The 19,426-nt window shown below is 42.1% G+C and carries 12 protein-coding genes and 1 pseudogene; 1 reads left to right on the forward strand and 12 read right to left on the reverse strand.

The features are described 5' to 3' along the window. Positions 1 to 77: 77 nt before the first annotated feature. The gene (locus Phpb_RS16175; RefSeq protein WP_065391236.1) at positions 78 to 797 is read left to right on the forward strand and encodes a class I SAM-dependent methyltransferase; all 720 of its coding nucleotides are present in this window, start codon (positions 78 to 80) and stop codon (positions 795 to 797) included. 159 nt (positions 798 to 956) lie between these two features. On the opposite strand, the gene Phpb_RS16180 is transcribed toward Phpb_RS16175, so the two are convergent. From Phpb_RS16180 to Phpb_RS16235, 12 genes and pseudogenes are all read right to left on the reverse strand, one after another. Then, positions 957 to 1,181, reverse strand: a complete 225-nt coding sequence (locus Phpb_RS16180) for a hypothetical protein (protein WP_240492586.1) — start codon at positions 1,179 to 1,181, stop codon at positions 957 to 959. A gap of 140 nt (positions 1,182 to 1,321) precedes the next feature. Then, the gene (locus Phpb_RS16185) at positions 1,322 to 8,899 is read right to left on the reverse strand and encodes a Tc toxin subunit A-related protein (RefSeq protein ID WP_065391238.1); all 7,578 of its coding nucleotides are present in this window, start codon (positions 8,897 to 8,899) and stop codon (positions 1,322 to 1,324) included. A 214-nt stretch (positions 8,900 to 9,113) separates the two neighbouring features. Beyond that, positions 9,114 to 10,583: a dipeptide/tripeptide permease DtpB gene (gene dtpB, locus Phpb_RS16190; protein WP_065391239.1), complete on the reverse strand. Its 1,470-nt coding sequence runs from the start codon at positions 10,581 to 10,583 to the stop codon at positions 9,114 to 9,116. Positions 10,584 to 10,906: 323 nt separating this feature from the next. Beyond that, positions 10,907 to 11,425 carry a 4-hydroxyphenylacetate 3-monooxygenase, reductase component gene (gene hpaC / locus Phpb_RS16195; protein WP_065391240.1) on the reverse strand — a complete coding sequence of 173 codons (519 nt, stop codon included), beginning with the start codon at positions 11,423 to 11,425 and terminating at the stop codon, positions 10,907 to 10,909. 19 nt (positions 11,426 to 11,444) lie between these two features. Further along, positions 11,445 to 13,007 carry a 4-hydroxyphenylacetate 3-monooxygenase, oxygenase component gene (gene hpaB, locus Phpb_RS16200; RefSeq protein ID WP_065391241.1) on the reverse strand — a complete coding sequence of 521 codons (1,563 nt, stop codon included), beginning with the start codon at positions 13,005 to 13,007 and terminating at the stop codon, positions 11,445 to 11,447. A 327-nt stretch (positions 13,008 to 13,334) separates the two neighbouring features. Further along, positions 13,335 to 16,232, reverse strand: a complete 2,898-nt coding sequence (locus Phpb_RS16205; protein ID WP_240492587.1) for an RHS repeat protein — start codon at positions 16,230 to 16,232, stop codon at positions 13,335 to 13,337. 243 nt (positions 16,233 to 16,475) lie between these two features. Beyond that, positions 16,476 to 17,225: pseudogene (locus Phpb_RS16210) on the reverse strand (SDR family oxidoreductase). Between the two features lie 272 nt (positions 17,226 to 17,497). Next, on the reverse strand, positions 17,498 to 17,812 hold the full coding sequence (locus tag Phpb_RS16215) for a hypothetical protein (protein ID WP_065391242.1): 315 nt from the start codon (positions 17,810 to 17,812) through the stop codon (positions 17,498 to 17,500). A 45-nt stretch (positions 17,813 to 17,857) separates the two neighbouring features. Then, complete coding sequence (locus Phpb_RS16220) at positions 17,858 to 18,151, reverse strand: contact-dependent growth inhibition system immunity protein (RefSeq protein WP_082302610.1); 294 nt, start codon at positions 18,149 to 18,151, stop codon at positions 17,858 to 17,860. Between the two features lie 83 nt (positions 18,152 to 18,234). After that, complete coding sequence (locus Phpb_RS16225; protein ID WP_065391244.1) at positions 18,235 to 18,555, reverse strand: contact-dependent growth inhibition system immunity protein; 321 nt, start codon at positions 18,553 to 18,555, stop codon at positions 18,235 to 18,237. 126 nt (positions 18,556 to 18,681) lie between these two features. Then, on the reverse strand, positions 18,682 to 18,990 hold the full coding sequence (locus Phpb_RS16230; RefSeq protein ID WP_040150273.1) for a contact-dependent growth inhibition system immunity protein: 309 nt from the start codon (positions 18,988 to 18,990) through the stop codon (positions 18,682 to 18,684). A gap of 123 nt (positions 18,991 to 19,113) precedes the next feature. Further along, positions 19,114 to 19,422 carry a contact-dependent growth inhibition system immunity protein gene (locus Phpb_RS16235; protein WP_065391245.1) on the reverse strand — a complete coding sequence of 103 codons (309 nt, stop codon included), beginning with the start codon at positions 19,420 to 19,422 and terminating at the stop codon, positions 19,114 to 19,116. Positions 19,423 to 19,426: the final 4 nt, after the last annotated feature.

Here is a 19,426-nt window from a genome sequence, read left to right on the forward strand (position 1 = left end):
CAAAGAGGCAACTTGAAAAATAACGGGTATAGTCCTTTTTTGGTTATTACTAAACATACATGAATATGAGATGACAAATGAATACTGATTGGATGAATGAAGAGGTTTCAAACTTATTCGAACAATATGATGATTATTTGGAAGAGAGGCTTGGGTACACGCCGTTGATTGAGGATCTTAAGGAGAGCTTGGGGCAAAACATATCGGTTCTTGATTACGGTTGTGGTGATGGGAAAGTGTCACGTCGGTTAATTGCTGGAGGCATAAAGACGGTAACGGGAGTAGATATCTCACAAACTATGGTGGATAAAGCCTCCAGCAACATCAATCGTGGCAATAGTTCTTATCATCAAATCAAAACGGGTGTCCTTGACTTCAATGATAATACTTTCGACGCAGTTATATGCTGTTATGTGTTCATCGGTAGCAGTAAAAAGTCTGATCTTTTAAAAATCGCCAAGGAAGTTCATCGAACATTAAAACCTGGCGGCATTTTTTACGTATTGGATAATAATCCGGATTCTGCTGGGATTAAATTCAGTTCTTTTATGAGCGGCGATCTAAATAAAAAATACAATGATGGAGAAATTAAACCAGTGTATTTAGATCTGCCAAATGGAACTATTTTTAAGATTTCAGATACGCATTGGCATAAAGATACATATTACAAAATCTTGAGCGAGGCCGGGTTCAAAACTATTGAGCTTTTTGAATACAGTGACGCAGATGCTTTAAAGGATAATGAAGATCTACGATGTTACCCACCTTTCGCCATGTTCAAAGCGACTAAATTCTAGATGCACTATATTCTGACCGATGGAATTCCTTGCTTATGACAAAAATGTCAGTGAGGGATTCCACATGACTAGTTTCGAAGGTGAAAAGTAAGCTGATCTGGGAGAGTTTCACTGAAAAACCGGAACTTAAGTGAGTCCTTTTCTTCCTGCGCCTCTTTTTCATTCACTTACTGTTTCTCGCTTGATTAATTCGCTCATGACAATCTGTTTAAGAAAGCGAATGGTGCCCTGTTTAGTGAAAATTATTGCCGGCAGCCGCTGGGCATATTCAGCTTTTCTCGCCAGATAACAGGGGTCTTCATCGGCGGGAAAGACTCCTATTTCCATTGTGCAGTTAATTGAGGTGACGGCCGGGCACATCTTGCCGCTGTTGGATATTGCCATATTTATTCCTCTCGTTACATGATCTTCTGATGCCCAGGTATCTTGTAAAACTCCCAGCATTCATTGGCGCCGTTATTGATGAGGTTTGTCAGCGGTTTCAGGCCCCATTTTGGGGCCTGTTTTCGAGTTATATTGAGTGGTTATTCAAGAATCGTGTAACGAATATGCAGAATAATATCGTTTAACGTTTGCAACATGGCTTTCTGTTTGCTGGTGGCATTTGGGAAACTTAACGTCAGTGTACCCTTATCATCAACGGTAATCCCTTCAAACGGCAGGAATTTGCCATCGTTGAAATCGAGCTGGAATTGACCGCTGTCATTCATGCCGTGAGAAACTGCCAGCGCTTTACAACCTTTGGCTAACCCGGCGGCATCTCCGCCATAAGACAGAATTGCTTGTACATCCTGATAGGGCCCTAACAGCGCCGGTAGAGAAACACTAATCTGTTTGATACGACGGGTTTTACCAATAGATGTTGGGTAATCGCTACGAATGTTCAGGTTAGATAATGAAATGGACGCTTGTAGTGAGGTTTTGGTATCGGTACCGGTGCCGAATGCCAGCTTATTACTGCCGCTGCCGGCACTGCCTGATCCTTTACCCACTAATTCGGCGATTTTCTCTGCAAGATTGAATTTATCGCTGGATAATCCGGCATAGAATTCGGCTAGAGAAACAGTACGTTCCACTTCTAACGCGCGTTGATCCTGTTTTAAATGGGCATCTTCCATTTGTGCCAGACTCAGCATCAAGGTTTCACCGGTGAGCAGGCCGGAATAGGTTCCTTGCCAGGCTCCGGGTTTAATGAAGTGCGCAGCGGCGTCATTAGTTTCCCAACGATAAGCCAATTCAGCCATTAAACAGCGGGCTACCGCCAGATCGTAGAACTGGAAGTAAATGGCGGCCAGCCGACCACGTAGCCAGTTATATAGCGCTTGGTTGCTGAATTTACGTTGCAGGAAGGCCAGTTGAGCTTGAGTCTGTTCTTGTTGGGTTTTCAGACTGGTTTTCTGCAATATGGCAGCTTCACGGCGCACTGCTAGCGATTTAAGTTGAGCATCGATTTGTTTTATCTCTGCTTCGGCATTATTACGCTGGATTTCCCACTCCTGACGACGACGGCGATAAGTTTCAGATTGACTAATCTTATCCGCTTCGGTGTTCATGACATTAGCGGAAAATTCCATCACATAGCCTGTCGCTTCCGCAATGGCACCCCAACGGCTGCCACCACCGGCGAGGCCAAAAATGTTAGGCACTAAATCAGCCGCCGCTCCGGCTAGACGCGCTGCCTGAACCGCCGTAGTGAGTCCGGCTGCGGTAGCACGCAGCGTCATAGCGCGGTTTTCGCCTGCGTTGATGTTTTCATTGTACAACTTGCTGTAGTTGTCAAAACGTGACTGTGCTCCGGCACGAGCTTTACCCAGTACGACTTTTTCGGCATCCAATTCTTCAATAGTTTTGTCTTGAATGCTCAGGTTGGTCAGTATTAGCTCTGTGGCTTGATTTTGTAGCAGGGCGTTTAATGCCTCAGCATCTTGGCGTTCGATAATATTTTGTAGCGTGGAGCCGAATTGCGTGAGTTGACTGACTGTATTGCGGGCATTTTCCAGCATATGAGGGAAGCGCCATAGCGATATAGACACTTGCGGAAGATTACCGCCGCCCTGAGAATTGGCAACTGCTGCACTGAGTAACGCTTTCGGATCTGCTGGTGTTGCATAGATAGGCAGATTCAATGGTTGACCGTCAATAGAGAGATTATGACGCAAGTTGTACAGACGCTGTGCCAGTGTTTGCCAGTAGTTCATCATAACTTCGTTGACCTGTGGCAGGAAAAGAGCGGTCAGTTTGTTGGCGGTGCGCAATAATAAGGGGGTTGGGGCACCTTGCCTCAGAGCGGCTATTGAGCGGGAGTAGAGTTTTTGCGTGATAATGTCCGCAGCTTTATCCAGACGCGGATTATCCCATGTCGGGCTGAGTGGCAAATAAGGCTTATCACCTAATAGATACAACGCCTGCATATACCACATTTTGGCTTCGTTGAGCGTATCTCGCTCTAGTTGGCGATAGGCGTAATCTCCACGTGCCATCAACAGATCAAGGGTGCGCATAAAAGTTAAGACTTTGTAGTGCATTGGATCATGTTGTGCCACCGCGTCAGGATCGACGGAATTGAGAGGGTCGTTATTCCAACTGGTGTCTTCTAGTAACGGACGAACATTCCAGTGATAATCTTGAATCTGACCATGCACAATATAACCAGCTGGGCTCCAGATGTATTTTAGCCAGCGGTTGGTTTCATCAAAGTTTTGCTCCTGCAATAAGCGTTGGGCAATCAGCATTGGGGTATAGTAGAACAGTTCCCAGAAATAGAGGCTGTTAGCGCCACTGAAGTCCATCGGTTCCATATAATCAACCAGAACAGAAACATCAAAAAAGCCTTTATATTTTTTGACGTTTTTTACCTCCCCTGCTTGCGTCATCGCTGAATCATGATCAGCATCGTTAATTAATATAAACTTCTTTTGAGTTTCATTGAAATAGAAAAAAGCGGGTTCCCAAGGGCCATTATAAAATATTTTCTTATATTCAACAGCGAGTCTGACGCCTTCATGAGTATAAGATCCTTTTTCATAGGGGATAAAGAGAGCCACGTTAGTTTCGGTATCGGTCAGCATTCCCTGATGATATAAATGTGTTGCAGTCTCGCCATTAATGTTTCCTATATGAATTTTAAACCAGCGCTCATTGCCGTGTATGTTTTGATCGTATTTAGGCAGCGTGAAGTTAGCAAAGAAACCTTCTCCCAACCGTGGTTCTTGAATATTTTGAGTTTCCATACTCAGAATAGTATCAATGCCAGTGGTAGCTCGATTAACTAATTGGCGGGCAAACAGGGTGTTCAAGCGAGTGCGATAAACTCCCCATTGCATGTATTGCGCACCATTTTCATTATGGTAAAGCGTTAAGGCTTCATCGGTACTTACCTTGCGGGTGACGGGGATATTAAAACTTTCCCAGCCCAATTTACGGCCGTCCTCAGCGAATGCCGTAAAGGTGACATCAATATTGGCTGAATTATTAATAAAATTCAGACTTGAACCCTCTATTTCAAGGGCATTAAATTGATAATACATTTCTGCGAAGCTGGGAGGCGGTTGAGTGGAAACATCTTTATCTGCTGTAAAGGTTTTTTCCTTGCTACCGGCTTTCACAATTACCTGAACTTTTGCCGGAGAAATTGCTGTGTTGATATCTATTGCCCCTAAAACATCAGTCGCCATTCCCATGTAGTCAATCATGAAGATATATTTCTTAAGATCATCCGGCTTATTCAGAGGATCTGTAATATAGTCATCACCAATGGTTGCATTATCTTTGATCAATGAGCGACCAGCATCCGGTATCCAAGCTTCTACTTTAGAAGAATAATTAGTGCCCCGGTAGAACAGTAGTCTTCCTTTATTAAGGCCGCTGGTGTTTCCACTATATTGATAAGCGGGGTAGAACAGTTGTTTACTTTGTGAGTGATCTGGGTTGACACCCAAATGGGTATAAATAATAAATTTATCGCCCAACTTGCCATATTTTTTCATCAGATTGCATTGATGACGTTGCCGGCCTTCATGCCCATTATGAATGATTTTTAATCTTGGTGAGAGATAGATTCTTAAATCACTTGATGCAGCTTTATAACTAATGGCTGGAATATTTCCACCGAATACCATGCTGAGATAGTAGCTGCCCCAGCCGTAACCTCTGCGTCCGTTGATTGATGATGGGATCTCATAATTCTCTGCATAACGGTTATTGACTCTTCTGATATTATTGGTATCAAACTGTTTATAACTGTTATCCCGATAAGCTTTGCATTGTTCATCGGACATATCTTTGGATGCCATATCGGCAAAGATATATAACCCTTTCATTGTAGCCGTTTTATAGCTATCCAGGGTGTCCTGTTTATGATAGAACATGATTAATAAGGTATCTTCACCTTGATAATTAGCACAATAGAGCCCGGGGGGTTTATATTCCGCCAGTTTTAAATCGGATATTTTTTTATTTACATCAAAAGTGATTGGCGTATTCCAGGTACCGTCATAGCGGATATGTGCCAGTTTTAATTCATAACGATGGTCGGGGGCGGTTTGGTTATTATTTCCTTCTGATTTTACGATCTCTTTTCGTTCCAACCAGATAAGGTACAAACGGGATTTATATATTACTGAACGGATAGTGCTTTGATAGGGATTAATGGGGCAATCAATTTTGCTCCATTCGCTCCAGGCATTGGCAGCGAATTTACCGCCGCTGAATTTGCTGTGATCGACACTGCGCCAATAATATTCACCGGCATCAGTTTCACTGCGCCCGATGAAATAGGTCAACCCTTGGTCGTTATTGATGTTGTCATGATATGCGCTGATCACTTGCAAGTTTGCTACCTGTTCAAACGACGTCAGGTAAGACATAAAGGCGTCTTCTACCGTATCGGTATTCAATTGACTCTGGCTGACGGATTGTAGCAGCGCATTCATCATCTTTGTTTGTCCGATGCGCATGGTCGGATCGATGTAATTTTCTGGGTAGTAAATTAACTGGGAAACACCGGCCCAAGTACTGTATCGTTTGTTGTATTTGTCCCAATCAATGAAGAACTGACGACTAATAACGCCTGAGTCGGCATTTTCTTCCACATTTTCCAACGCCCGGTTGACGTACAGTTGAATACTGGCAATGGCTTCGGCGATTCGCGTGGTTTTTATTGCAGCGGAAACCTGATTATCAATCAACAAATACTGGTACAGGTCATCACGGCTTTTAATTACGGCATCTTTGCTGGCAACTTTACGGATGTAGTAGGCGCTTAACGCGGTACTACGAGCTTCATCCAGAAAAGCGTGCAGAGTATCGGCTTGTTGTGAGTTCAGTCCGGCGGTTAATACCTCCGCGGCGCTTTCCCACTGGGCGTAGGTCGGTGTTTTTTGAATCGATTTAATATAATCCAGTGCGACCAGAGTTGAAACACCGTATGGGGAGATATTCAATTTATGCGCAACGTCAACCCATTGCAGGATAATGTCGATAGAAGTCCAGTAAGAAAAAGCATTTTCTTGAGTGACCTGTTGATGATGTTGTGCCTGAATACTGGCTTGTAATAATAAATTGGCATCAAGATTCATTGCGTCGGCTAATTGCTCTGCCGTCAATACTTTACTTTCAAAGGCTGTGAGTATATTGGAAGCTTTTTCACCCAATGTGTTAACCCAGTCAGCAAAACTTGTCAGCATGATCAATGAAGAGGAGTTATGAGACAGTGTAGCTTCGATCGGGACGTTAAAACTCTCCGGTTTTGTGACAAATAGACGAAAGGAATTTTCGTTGAGACCAGTAGAATGATAAATCAGTCCCAATTGTGCTAGTGCCTGACAATATTGGACGACTTGTTCCTGTGTTACAGAAAGTTCTGGTTGCTCTGAGCCGTGATGTGCTTGTAACCAAGCCCAGAATTTTTCTGCTGTCATTGCTCCATCGCCAGGTTTTAACTTATCTGCCCAAAGGAGAACAGAATGTGCGACATGTTCAGAAGGTAATTTCAGGGTAGCGGCGATATAAGGGGACATAGCATCCAATAGATCTGTTTGCTTTTTGTCAAAACCTTGCAAACCATGATAGACGGTATCCAATAGATTTTGGATTTCTGGTGTCAGGGTTTTATCATAGCTTGTGGTCGTCATGACGAATAGTTGATATACACTCCATTTTCGTGTGCGTAACCAACCGATAACGGTATAAAGTTTATTGATTAAAGTAGCCAGCTTGTCATCATCGATTTGATATAAGCTAGTGGTTCTTTCCCCCATTGCGATTAGCAATAAACCCAATTCATCAATAGTTAATTGATGGATTTCCGCCAGTAATTTCCCCATATATAAGTCGGAAAGATTCTCTATATTATTTTTAATTTTTCCGTCTTTATTATTATGGTTAGTGATCAGGAGAAGGCGATAGAGTGAAATATCATCAGCATCAAACGCGCGTTTAAGAACTGCTTTGTGCCAATTGTTCGCGCTACCTGGATTTAAATTGATTTCCTCTCCTTCAGCCGAAAAATGGTGATCATTTAATGGCGGGGTATTAAATAGACGATCAAATTGGCTGGGTTGATTATTGTATGAATGTTGTGAAATGGATGCGTTACACAGTATCAGAGCAGTTTCAGCATTAATACCGTAACGTTGCATATAGTATTTAACCAGAAAAACTTTTCCTAATACCTTTGCGTTAATGTCTAATTCTTGGTTAACGCTAAGGATAATATTTTCTAGGATCATGGGAGACAGTTCTGTTGCACGGCACAGACGAATAGCTTTATTCAGTTTTAGCAGAAAGATTGCCGGTGAATATGCCTGAATTTGGAATATGGCATGAGAATTGTCGTGTATATTTGAAGAGCTATTTTCTTTATAACGATAACTTAAAAGAGTAAATTTATCTTGGATATCTTGACTGGCTAATTCAAACTCAGGGGAAGAATAATTCGTATTTTCTAACGTTGGGCCATTTATACCTGCGAGATATAAACTCCGTGGCTCACTGAGCCTAATGCTGACTTGTCCAGCTCTTACTTTATAGCTAACATCAACATAAAAACGGTTATTTCTAACAGGATATAAACACATGTAATTAAGATTATGGTAACCTTGACCCGGAGTTCGCGTTATGCGAGTTAATTGTATTTCACCTGAGGTATTAACAGTGATATTAATAAGCTGGTCATTTTTATAAGTAGAATTACCCTCTATTGGTAAGTTATTAAAAAACTGCTCCAATTCTTCATAGGTTAAATTGTAATAGTGTTTTAAAGCGCCCATGCTGAGAAGTTGTTCTGGATCAATATCGCCGAAGTTTTGTTTAAATTTCTCTTCTGCGTTTGCTTCTGTAATCTCTTCCGTCAAAATATTGAATAGTTCTGGCGAGATAGAAGCATTAATTCCTAATAGTGAAGCTTGATGCATTAATCCTGCGATTGCTGGTGAGGCATTGAGTTGTTCAAGTCCTGGATCTTGTAGCTGAATAGCTTTACGCACATTTTCATAAGCATTGTGATAAGGCGTCTCGCCGGAAGGACGGAAAGTGGATAACATTTCCATTACTTTGGCATGACTGTCTAGCCCAGATTGAATTTTTATCCCTTCCAATAACAGCTCATTGGACAGGGAAAGGGTGGAAAGTTCTGCATTCATATTTTGTTGACTGAGGGCCATTGCTTTGAGGTCTGGGCGTCGTGTATCTAGATGATAAACGGAACTGTTTGCGTGTAAATTGCGTGCTTCACGATAGAGCTCGGTCAAATAAGCAGCGGGAGAGAACATGGAGGTAACCGAGCCCGGAGCGGCATATTGGCTGGCACGGCCGCCAAACTCATCATTGTAGCTTCGCAATTCGGCATGAGGGAGGGTAATACCAAGGTGCACTGCATTTTGTAATTGAGGGTTGGCACGTTTAAGAATACGTGCTTCGTACAGTCGATTATCCTTCTGTGCTTGTTGTGCGTCACGGTATAAGTTGTGGGTTTCTGACCAGGAGAGATGGTCGGATACTTGCTGGCGGAATTCGTTGAAAGAGTAGTAACAAATATCTGTCAGGCAATTAAAACCACATTGACTTCTCAATATTTCAGGGAGTTCGGACATTGTTGAGTTCATGTTTGTTCCTTTTAAATATGAGGTAAATGAAACATCCTTAAAAATGGGTAATAAATATAACTTTTGATGGCTAGTTGAGGTGTATTTAGAACTAACAAAATAATAAGTGTCTGTTTAATCTGGTTTCTTAGAAAAAATATGACTCCGCTCGAATAAAAATATTTAAACGAGCGGTATTTCCTCCTTTGGCGAGGTTTTTTTATTTTAGATCAAATCATATTTTTTGTTTTTCCTGCATCATACGGTTCAGCAACGGCACGGTGGCCGCCATAATGATTGAGACGATAAAGGTAGCAATGCCGATTTTGCCGAATACGCTGGTATAGACTGGCAATGTTTGCAATGGGTCCGTAATACCTTTCGGTGCGGCGGTAAGGGCTGCGACATAGCCGCCAAGTAAGGAGGAAGTCGCTTGAGTTAAATACCACATCCCCAGAATAAAACCCATCAGGTACTGAGGAACGAGAGCCGCAATCATTGCCAGGCCCAACGCACTGATCATCAATTCACCGACGCCTTGAAAGAGGTAAACCAGAACAATAAACCAGGCGGAAGTTAAACCTTGTTCATCTGCAAACCACAAACCGGCAGCGGCGGCGGTCAGGAAACCTAAAGAGCATAGGAACATACCAACCGCAAATTTGGCTGGCATCGTCAGGTCCTTACCTTTAGCGCCCCAGTGAGTGTATAGCGCGGCGAGTATCGGGCTGGCGACAACGATCCAGAATGGGTTAAGGGCCTGGAAACTGACTGGGTTGATATTAAAACCAAGCAACTGATGGTGAACGTTGTGGATAGCGAAGAAGTTGAGAGAAGTCGGCATCTGAGCATATAGGATGAAGAACACAATAGCTTGAAGCATCAAAATGAAAGCGACAAACATTTTGTTACGGCTAATTTTATCCTGTTTGAGTGCTTCCCGGAAAAAGATAAACACTACGATGACAGATAGAGTAATCAGCATAATATTGGCTATTTTCACGTTGTGCATCAGCCATGCACAGACGTAAACCATCACAACACTTCCTGCTACGACCAGAAATAGGTTTGTGTAGTTGATTCGTTGATGGTCGGGTTCGGAACCAATATTACGCACGGTATTGCGACAGAAAATATAGACCAACAACGCGATAATCAGACCAATACCACAGATATTGTAGGTAACGGCGTAGCTAAATTTTTCCGCAATAACGGGAGCGAGAGCGAGTGAGAACAGCGAGCCGAGGTTGATTGACATGTAAAATAGCGTAAAAGCCCCATCCAGACGAGGATCTTTGGGGGGATAGCATTTAGACAGCAGGCTGGCTGGATTGGCTTTGAACAGGCCGTTACCAACGGCGATCGTTCCCAATGCGTAGAAAATTAAATTAGGGTGCAGGATAGAAAGGCCAGTCATAAAGTAGCCAATTGCCAGCACAATGGCACCCAACACAATGGTTCGTTTAGTTCCCAGTAAGTGGTCGCCTACATAGCCGCCAATAGAGATCAAACCAAAAACCAACGCGGCAAATGCCCCGAAGGTAATAAACGCTTGTTCTTGGGAAAATCCTAATTTTTGTACAAAATAGACAGTGAGAACCCCTTGTACGCCGTAGTAGCCGAATCGTTCCCAAAGCTCGACGAAGAAAATCATAAAGAACGGCTTGGGTTGTTGTAATAAACCGATGGATATGGGTTTATTCATAGTTAATTGCCTCTGATTGGTTGAAATACACTCGGTAAATGTACAGTGACGTTCAGTGACATGATTTGTCGCTAAAGTGGTTTTCTTATGTACTTTATTCAAGTGATCGAAAGGCAGTAGATTATTATATGGTTAAAATATGTTCCTGGTGGCCGATCACACTAACATAAAGATATTTATATTGAATTTAATAGTATATTCATCAGGTAAATGCTAAAAATGATCAGGGAAAGGGCTGAATAGAGTTGTTGACAAAGGAATGCTATTCAGGCCGTTCAGGGCCTGAATAGTGGAAGAACAATCACTGCCAAGAGGAGAGGCAGTTAAACTGCGGCAGCTTCAATTTCCAACATAACTGGGCGGAAATTACGCTTGAAATAGATAAGGCCGTGGCCTTGTTCGCTTGCCGTGATATGTCTAATCTGAACCAGATACACGTTATGCGTCCCCACTTCTTGGACCTGTTCGATTTCACCTTCAAGGCTCGCGAGGGTGCCGGTTAACACCGGTTGGCCTAATACCCCTGTCTGCCAGATATTCCAGCGAAAACGCTCTTCCATGCTGACTCCGGTCATACCGGCAAAGTGGCGTGCCATCAATTCTTGTTCGTGGTTTAAAATATTTACACACAGGCGGCCATTTTCCTGAAAAACGGTATTCATAGCACTGTTTCGGTTAATGCATACCATCAGCGTGGGTGGCGTATCGGTGATCGAGCATACCGCTGTGGCAGTGATACCACAGCATCCCGCGCGGCCATCGGTGGTGACGATATTCACCGCTGCTGACAGACTCGCCATCGCATCCCTGAAACGCAGGCGATGTTCATTTTCTACAGACATATTGGCCTCCTGCTACCGATTATTTCAGCAGCTTATCTAACTGGTTGATATCGTTATTATTGTATAAGTGTGGTCTACGCCAGCCATGCTGATCATAATCAGCAAGGCAGCGATCAACCATATCCATCATTTTTTTCATATTACCGGAGCCATGAGCATGGCGCAGACATTGCATCCGAATTTCATCCTGGCTACCGGCATAGTTGATTTCGTACAGCTCGTGACGGCCGCCAAATTCACTGCCAATGGCGTCCCACATTAGTTTTAAAATCTTGATACGCTCAACGTGATCGATACCGTTGGAACCCCGAACATACCGGGCCAGATATTTATCAATTTCAGGGTTGTTCATATCACGTACACTAGATGGTAGATAAATTAGGCCACTGGTGACGTTACTTTCAATAATATTCTTAATCTTAGTGTAGGCCATTGGCGCCATAACGCGATAAGTTTGTATTGCCTGAGTATCCGGCATATAAGCGCCGCCTTTCCACGGTTTGGCTTCTGCCCACATCGCGTCGCTCAGTGACCAAAACAGGTTACGCCAGGCAACCACTTCGCCCAAGTTAGCTTGAACTCCCCGGAATTCGATCACTCCGGTACATTCCAGGCTCCTCTGTAGCAGGGCAGTAATAAAATCCAGCTTCACCGCCAGCCGTATACAAGCCTGTAATGGGAACAGGCTGGTGAAACCCGCTTGAATCGCCCAGTTGCGTGCGCGATCGAAATCACGGTAAATCAGGATATTTTCCCAAGGGATAAGTACTTTATCCATTACCAGAATTGCATCGTTTTCATCAAAACGGCTGGATAAAGGATAATCGAATGGGGAACCTGTCGCGCCTGCTACCAATTCATAAGAACCGCGGGAGATCAGTTTCACGCCTTCCGCATCCATTGGCGCGACAAACATCAGGGCGAAATCAGGGTTATCCCCCATGACTTGTGCGGAGCCAAAACCGATAAAGTTATAGTGGGTCAGGGCTGAGTTAGTCGCTACCACTTTTGCGCCGCTGACGATGATACCGGCATCAGTCTCTTTTTCTAGCTTAATATAGACATCACGTGTCTCATCAGCGGGTTTATGACGATCGATTGGTGGATTAACAATAGCATGGTTAAAGTAAACGCCTGTTTCCTGAATACGTTTGTACCAGGTACGGGCATTATCCGCGAATTGACCATAATATTCAGGAAATGCGCCGAGCACATTGCCGAAGGCCGCTTTATAGTCAGGTGAGCGACCCATCCAGCCGTAGGTTTGACGCGACCACTCAGCAATAGCATCACGTTGTTGGCGCAGATCATCCGCACTGGTAGCAAAGCGGAAGAATTTGTGGGTGTACCCGCCATTACCGGTATCGGTATTCCAACACAGGACATCATGAGTTTCCGGGGCATGCAAGGCATCGTACAACTGACCGATTGAAGCAGCAGAATTACGGAATGCGGGATGTGTGGTGACATCTTTTACGCGTTCGCCATAAATATAAATTTCGCGGCCATCTTGAAGGCTTTTCAGGTACTCTTCACCGGTGAAAGGACGTTTTTTGTCGGCGCGAAAATCTTCTGGTTTCATGTCTACCTCACAGTCGTCATAAAAGGCGCCGGTCTTGATATAATATAATCAATATTGGCACGGAAATGTTAATTTAATGTTTGTTTTGTGTTTCTTAATTGAAGCTTTAGAACGGCGTTTCTTGAATAGATTTTCGGAAGGTTCGCTGGTACTTTTCGTTGGGAAGGATGATTTATTATTTAAAGTGTGATCCAAGCGAGATTTTGGTGATTGTTATTTTGAGGTCTGTTTTTTTGCTGGTTTGGTTAATGAAGATGAGCCGGAGATTTCATACCTACAGAGCAACAGTTGTTGACCTGTAGGTATTTTCATTTTAATGGGCTCTTTTTATTCAAGAAGCCATGCCCGATAAGATTGTCTGCGGTTTGAACCTTGAGGTTCAGTAAGTCCACCTAATTGAGTGCGTCTTGGATGGATTCCAGTATTATTTCCTTCGTAGTGGGTGTCTAGATTAGAATACATCAGAGAAAATGTTTGCAAAATCATTTCGCCATTGCGTTCAAAACCGATAACCCCGATATTATTTCGTGTTTGATCAGTGGTTGAAATAAGCCTTGAATATAATTCCCTCCAGTTATCTCCTGATATTTGGGTAGGACCTCTGTTAAATATATGGTAGCTTTCGTGCCATTGGCCTTCCGGTGGAAAGTTTTCGTGTAACCCGGTTATTTGCCCGCTTTGATAATCAAGAATTGTTAATTCAGACGAGTGTTGGGGTTGATTACGTCCGACAACGACCATATGACCGCCACCAGGAGAAAATAAACCATTTTGCTGTTGAGATGGCGGCCGAGTATAAGCAAGACCTGCGAATTGACCGGGTTGCAAACTATTTTTCATAAAATTAAATGCTTCATGCCAGCGTAGCTGTGCATCCGGATGATTGGAGTCTGTTCGAATGGGGTTGGTTCCTGCCGCTCTAAATAAGTTTTCAATCTCAGTCAAATTAGCCGTATCCTGTTGCATAATTTCTGTATCGCGAACAAGTTCATTTGTTGTTGTATTTGTGAGAGCTGAAACTGTGCAGTAATAGCAATTCTGATTGAGGCCATGAGGATTGACTTCTGCAAGTTGCCGTTGTTGTTGAAAACCGTTAAATCCATATGCACTATTGAATCCTAACGGCCTTATTGGCGAATTTAATGCTTGAGCAAAACGTCTAAGACCTTGTTCCCATTCCTCTTCTGTCCATAGACCACGATTATCATAATTGACGATAGGATTATTTTTCACCATTCGATATACATTAAGTCCATCAACTGTTCCAGCCGGATCAGCGCTTAACCACCTACCAACCCACGGCTGATAATAGCGGTAGCCGTAATAATAAAGCCCGGTAGCATCCCGTTCTTTACCTGAGTAACGGAGGATTTTATAGCTGGCTTCTATTTGATTTCTCGCTGCCCATAATGCGGTACCGCCAAATGGATAATACTCTTCCTGACTGATAATTTGTCCTGCGTTATCCAGTTCAAGTTGACTGGAACCAATCAAATTATCATAGCTATAACGAAGCTGATTGTTGTTGATACCGGCTGGTGGCGTAGTTTCCCAGTGTAGAACTCGCACTTGTGCGTGGCCTGCCGCTCCCACGGTAATAGCATGCAGGTCTTCTGATGTAGTGGTCCCATTTTGCGTTGTGCGTAGTTCTAATCCGGGAAGATAAGTCACTCGTTGCTGCTGAGTGCTGTTGCCAGTCTGCTGTTCACTGACTTTTAACCGTCGCATGCCGTCGTTGCCGTAACGATACCATTCCTGATCGCTGGCGCTCTCGCGACTGATTGGCGTTACCTGTTGTAGTTCACCTCGTGTATTCCAACTCAGCTCTTGCCCCGGTAACAATTTTATTTGATGTCCGCCGGCATCAAACAGTGCATCCACCTGTGTTGGGTCTGAGGTTAGCGAACTCAGCACTGCCCGATTACTGCGATGCGAAACGGTAATATCTGTGGTGTAGTTATTTTGGGCGGCGGGCGAACTGTGCCGGATTTGAACCAAATTGCCGCCGCGATCGTAGTTATAGCTGCGAGTATAGTTGGTATATGAGTTGTCATCAGTAGGAAGAGGGATGATTGGCGAAGGAAGTTGGTTGCTTTGCTGGCCGATGTTAGCCATCTCACGTCCTGTCGCACTGATAAGCTGATACAGGGAATCGTAGGTGTAGGTATTTTCAGGGACTATTTTCTGATTGCGCCAGAAGCGGGTGGCTTCTGCATCATTACGGACACTAATAATATTCCCTACAGGATCATGTTCATAGCGTAGATCTTGTAACACCTTGTTATCTGATTGACGGCGAGTGGTGGTACCGATCAATCGTAGAGTTTCCGGTTCATAGCTGTATTCAGTGATAACGCCGTTGCCGTGTTCTTCACGCAATTTCTGGCCTGCGGCGGAATAGGTCAGGGATTTGACAATGACTTGCTCACTTTGGTTTTTCAATGTCAGCCAGCTACCTTGTAATTGTCCTGCCACATTGTAAGCCAGACGCTGCATGTTGCCTTTTGCATCGGTTTGGGTCAGTAAAGCGCCGGTAGCATCAAAGGTGCTTTGTGTCGTGTAAGTTTCGCTATTGAGTTTGGTCTGCCAGCGGGTTTCATCGTGACCTGTCCAGTCTGCTTCCTGACCGTCGGCCAATAACTGACGGGATTGAGATAAGATGTTTTCTGTCAATGACAGGCTTTTCAGTTGAGTCACTCCTGCTGTGTCGTAGTGGCGCACATATTGGCCGGCAAGATTATGATCTTTCTCCGCCTGTGTATTACCAGCCCAAATAAAATGCTCAGTAACGCGGGGAGTCTGTTCTCCGGGGGCTTGTTCACTTACGGACAATAGACGGCCGGGCAGGGTATTGGCTTCATATTGTCGGGTCTGAATGGCGCCGGTTGCGGTTACCATCAACACTTGACGGCCTTCAATATCATTAAGGGCAACGGTACGGCCGGCATCGGCACTTTCTGTCCGCAAAGTATCGCCGGTGAGATTGTATTGCCAGAGGAAGTTGGAGTTTATCGAGCTATCAGCTTGTTTGGCGTCATACAGCCGTGGATCGATGCTTTGGCTCAAGTGTCCTCGGACATCATATTGGTGGCGGGTAATACGAGTATCCGTATCGTCTCCCGCGACAGCGCGGTGAAAGTCGATGTTACGGATGGTTAAACCACGATTATCGTAGACGTTAACGATGGGCGTATGTTGATAAAGTTTTGGGTCAATGTTTTTCATGATTTACCTCTTTGTTATATTTAAGAATTTCTGTCATCACAGCTTTATTTGCATTAAGCTGAATAGGTGTTTTGACATAGATAACAGTGATCATCACTGCTATGGATATGCTAGTTCACCTAAGTTAATAATAGATGCTAAATAGTGATTTAAAATGATTGAAAATATAGAGCGTCTTTTATTTTCTGATCTCCTTACTTTATGTATTGGTAAATTCAGCTTAATTTATACTTGTTTTAAACGTTATTTCCCTCCGGCCAGATCGATAAAATTTCCTGTTACATATGAAGCTTCATCCGACATCAATCAGGCGATAGCCTGTGCAACTTCTTTCGGTTGTCCACCGCGTTTCATTGGTAAGGAATTCTTCACCCGATCAACTCGATTTGGCTCGCCGCCATCGCTATGCATATTGGTATAAATAAATCCGGGGCGAACGGCATTAACTCGAATTCCCTGATCTGCCACTTCCAGAGACAGGCCAATAGTCAAAGTATCGATCGCTCCTTTCGATGCGGCATAATCTATATATTCGTGTGGTGATCCCAGTCGGGATGCTGCGGATGAAACATTGACAATTGATCCACCGTGACCACCATGTCGGAAAGACATTCTTTTAACTGCTTCCCGTGCACAGAGAAAACTGCCTACAACATTGGTAGTAAAAATATCATTTAAGCGATGAGCGGTTAATTGTTCAATCGATGCTTGTGGTTTTAATATCCCGGCGTTATTTACCAAACCGGTGATGCATCCGAGTTCGGCATCGATTCTCTGGAAGAGTTCCACAACTTGTTTCTCATCAGCGATATCGGCCTGAATAGCGATAGCTTTACCACCTATCCTCCGACGGATAATTTCGATGACTTCCAGCGCTTGATCTTGATTGGAGTGGTAACCAATACCAATGTGATGCCCTTTCTCTGCCAGATAAAAAGCGGTTGCTCGACCAATACCACGTGATCCACCGGTAATTAATGTAATTTTTTGCATAATATTCTCATTTAAAGTTCTATATTAAGAAATTAAATATCTAACGGACCGATATTAATAAAGTAAAACTGAATAAAAATCAAATTATTGCATATGGCATGGGAATATTTTCAATGTCTTTATTATTATTTATATAATTTTTTAGTTAAGAATGAAATAATCTATTTGTTATGCTATGGATTAGCATTGAATGACGCCTTTGAAGTATAATATATAATTAATCACCTTCAAAAGCGTTTTTTATTTGAATATCTTATGGATTCAAGGTTGATTTATTTATCCTTTCCATGGTGTTTATTCATATAATTTTGCATTATTTTAGATGATTCATGCAGATGTTCTAATACGGCAGAAATAGTTTCCCATAACTGTGGATTAGCTGAGCCATAATAATGAGTTCTAAAACATCCTCTTATATTTTTAGCGCTAAGGATAAGATTATTAATATTTTTTAATAACATTAGTGGTGCAATATTAAGATAATTCCCTTGCAGCTCATTGAATATTTTTTGAAATGATTCATAATCATTCTTATCAACAGCATTTTTCATCTTATCTATGTACAGCAATTTTTCTCTCATATCCATTATGTTTAACCTCTTTATTTGCTATCACATTAAAAATTACTATGATTAGTCATCTTTATCCAAATATTCTTGTGCTCTTTTGGATACATGATTTAGAAAATCTAATGCGGTAATTTCCCATAAATCAGGATCAAAATCAGAATCAGAATAGACAAGTTTAAACTCTTCTTCTACATTTTTTGAGTTATGGATAAAAGAATCAATTTCTTCTATTAATTCTCTTTTCATCTTGTCATTTGCAGTGTCAAGATAATCATTTATGACATCATCAAGCTCAGGGCCAGATATTATGTCATAGTCTTGATTGAAATAAGCAAACATTAAGCGATTTAGTTCCATTTTCTTCTCCATAAATTTTAATCAAATTTTGGGAATGCTGTTAGTATATAGTATTGTTTACCGTTAAATTCAGAATGCCTTAATTATTCATCTTGTTCAGTATGCTCGTTTAAATAATCTTGTGACTTATTTGACACATGCGTTAGAAATTCAAGTGCTGTCATATTCCATACTTCCGGGAGAACGTCAACATCATGATAATGATAATTAAATGTGTTCTCTACATCTTCAGAAGAGTCAATAAGATCGTTGATTTCTTCTATTAACCCTTTTCTCATTCCTTGAGATGCGTCATTAAGAAAATCATTGATAACATCATCAAGCTCGGGACCTGATATTATATCGAAGTCCTGATTAAAGTAAGCATGCATTAAAATATCTAGAAATGGATATTGTCCGGTCATTTTAATTGTAGCCTTTCATATTATTGCGATCTCCTAGTAACCGAAATCAACAGAATTACTTGAAATATATAAACTATTCTTATTTATTAAACTTCCTTGTTTATTTTTGAATTAAAAATACTGTAATTATTTATTTTTATCTAGATAATCTCGCGCTCTTTTGGATACATAATTTAAAAAGCCAAGCGCTGTGGCAGTGTCCCAAAAATCTGGGTCAAAGTCACTATAGTAGAGAGCATCAAAGTCCTTCTCTATATCTTCTGAGGTGTTAATAAAAGAATCAATCTCTTCTATTAATCTTTTTATCATTTCCTGAGTTGCAACATTAAGAAAGCAGTCTGTAACTTCATCCATAGTTTTTCCATACAATAAGTCATAATCTTGGCAAAAATAAGCGCCTACTAAGATGTCTAAAAATGGATATTGTCCGTTCATTTTAATTTTGGGCCTTTCATATTATTGTGATCTCATGGTAAAGCTAATGGAACTTCTTGAAATATATAAATTATTCTTATTTATTAAACTTCCTTGTTTGTTGTTGCGTGAAAAAATTTTTAGTTACTCGTCTTTATCTATGTAATCTTGTGCTTTTTTTGACACGTGCTCTAAAAATTTAAACGCTGTGAGTCCCCATATGTCAGGAAAAACGTCAGCATCAGAATAGATAAAGTAAAATTCTTTTTCTACATCTTCGGAATTACATATGAACGTGTTAACTTCTTTTATTACTTCTCTTTTCATTCTATTGCTTGTGTTACTAAAAAAATCATCTATGACATCATCAAGCTCAGGTCCAGATATTATTTCATAATCTTGATTGAAATAGGCGTACATTAAATTATCTAGCAGTGGATATTGTCTTTCCATTTTT

Source organism: Photorhabdus namnaonensis (assembly GCF_001684335.1).
Classification (GTDB): Bacteria; Pseudomonadota; Gammaproteobacteria; order Enterobacterales; family Enterobacteriaceae; genus Photorhabdus; species Photorhabdus namnaonensis.

Coding starts and splice junctions, on each gene's coding strand:
- Phpb_RS16225 (WP_065391244.1), bottom strand. CDS start 18,555: ATGACCGGACAATATCCATTTCTAGATATTTTAATGCATGCTTACTTT.
- Phpb_RS16185 (WP_065391238.1), bottom strand. CDS start 8,899: ATGAACTCAACAATGTCCGAACTCCCTGAAATATTGAGAAGTCAATGT.
- Phpb_RS16205 (WP_240492587.1), bottom strand. CDS start 16,232: ATGAAAAACATTGACCCAAAACTTTATCAACATACGCCCATCGTTAAC.
- Phpb_RS16215 (WP_065391242.1), bottom strand. CDS start 17,812: ATGGATATGAGAGAAAAATTGCTGTACATAGATAAGATGAAAAATGCT.
- Phpb_RS16220 (WP_082302610.1), bottom strand. CDS start 18,151: ATGGAACTAAATCGCTTAATGTTTGCTTATTTCAATCAAGACTATGAC.
- Phpb_RS16235 (WP_065391245.1), bottom strand. CDS start 19,422: ATGGAAAGACAATATCCACTGCTAGATAATTTAATGTACGCCTATTTC.
- dtpB (WP_065391239.1), bottom strand. CDS start 10,583: ATGAATAAACCCATATCCATCGGTTTATTACAACAACCCAAGCCGTTC.
- Phpb_RS16230 (WP_040150273.1), bottom strand. CDS start 18,990: ATGAACGGACAATATCCATTTTTAGACATCTTAGTAGGCGCTTATTTT.
- hpaC (WP_065391240.1), bottom strand. CDS start 11,425: ATGTCTGTAGAAAATGAACATCGCCTGCGTTTCAGGGATGCGATGGCG.
- hpaB (WP_065391241.1), bottom strand. CDS start 13,007: ATGAAACCAGAAGATTTTCGCGCCGACAAAAAACGTCCTTTCACCGGT.
- Phpb_RS16175 (WP_065391236.1), top strand. CDS start 78: ATGAATACTGATTGGATGAATGAAGAGGTTTCAAACTTATTCGAACAA.
- Phpb_RS16180 (WP_240492586.1), bottom strand. CDS start 1,181: ATGGCAATATCCAACAGCGGCAAGATGTGCCCGGCCGTCACCTCAATT.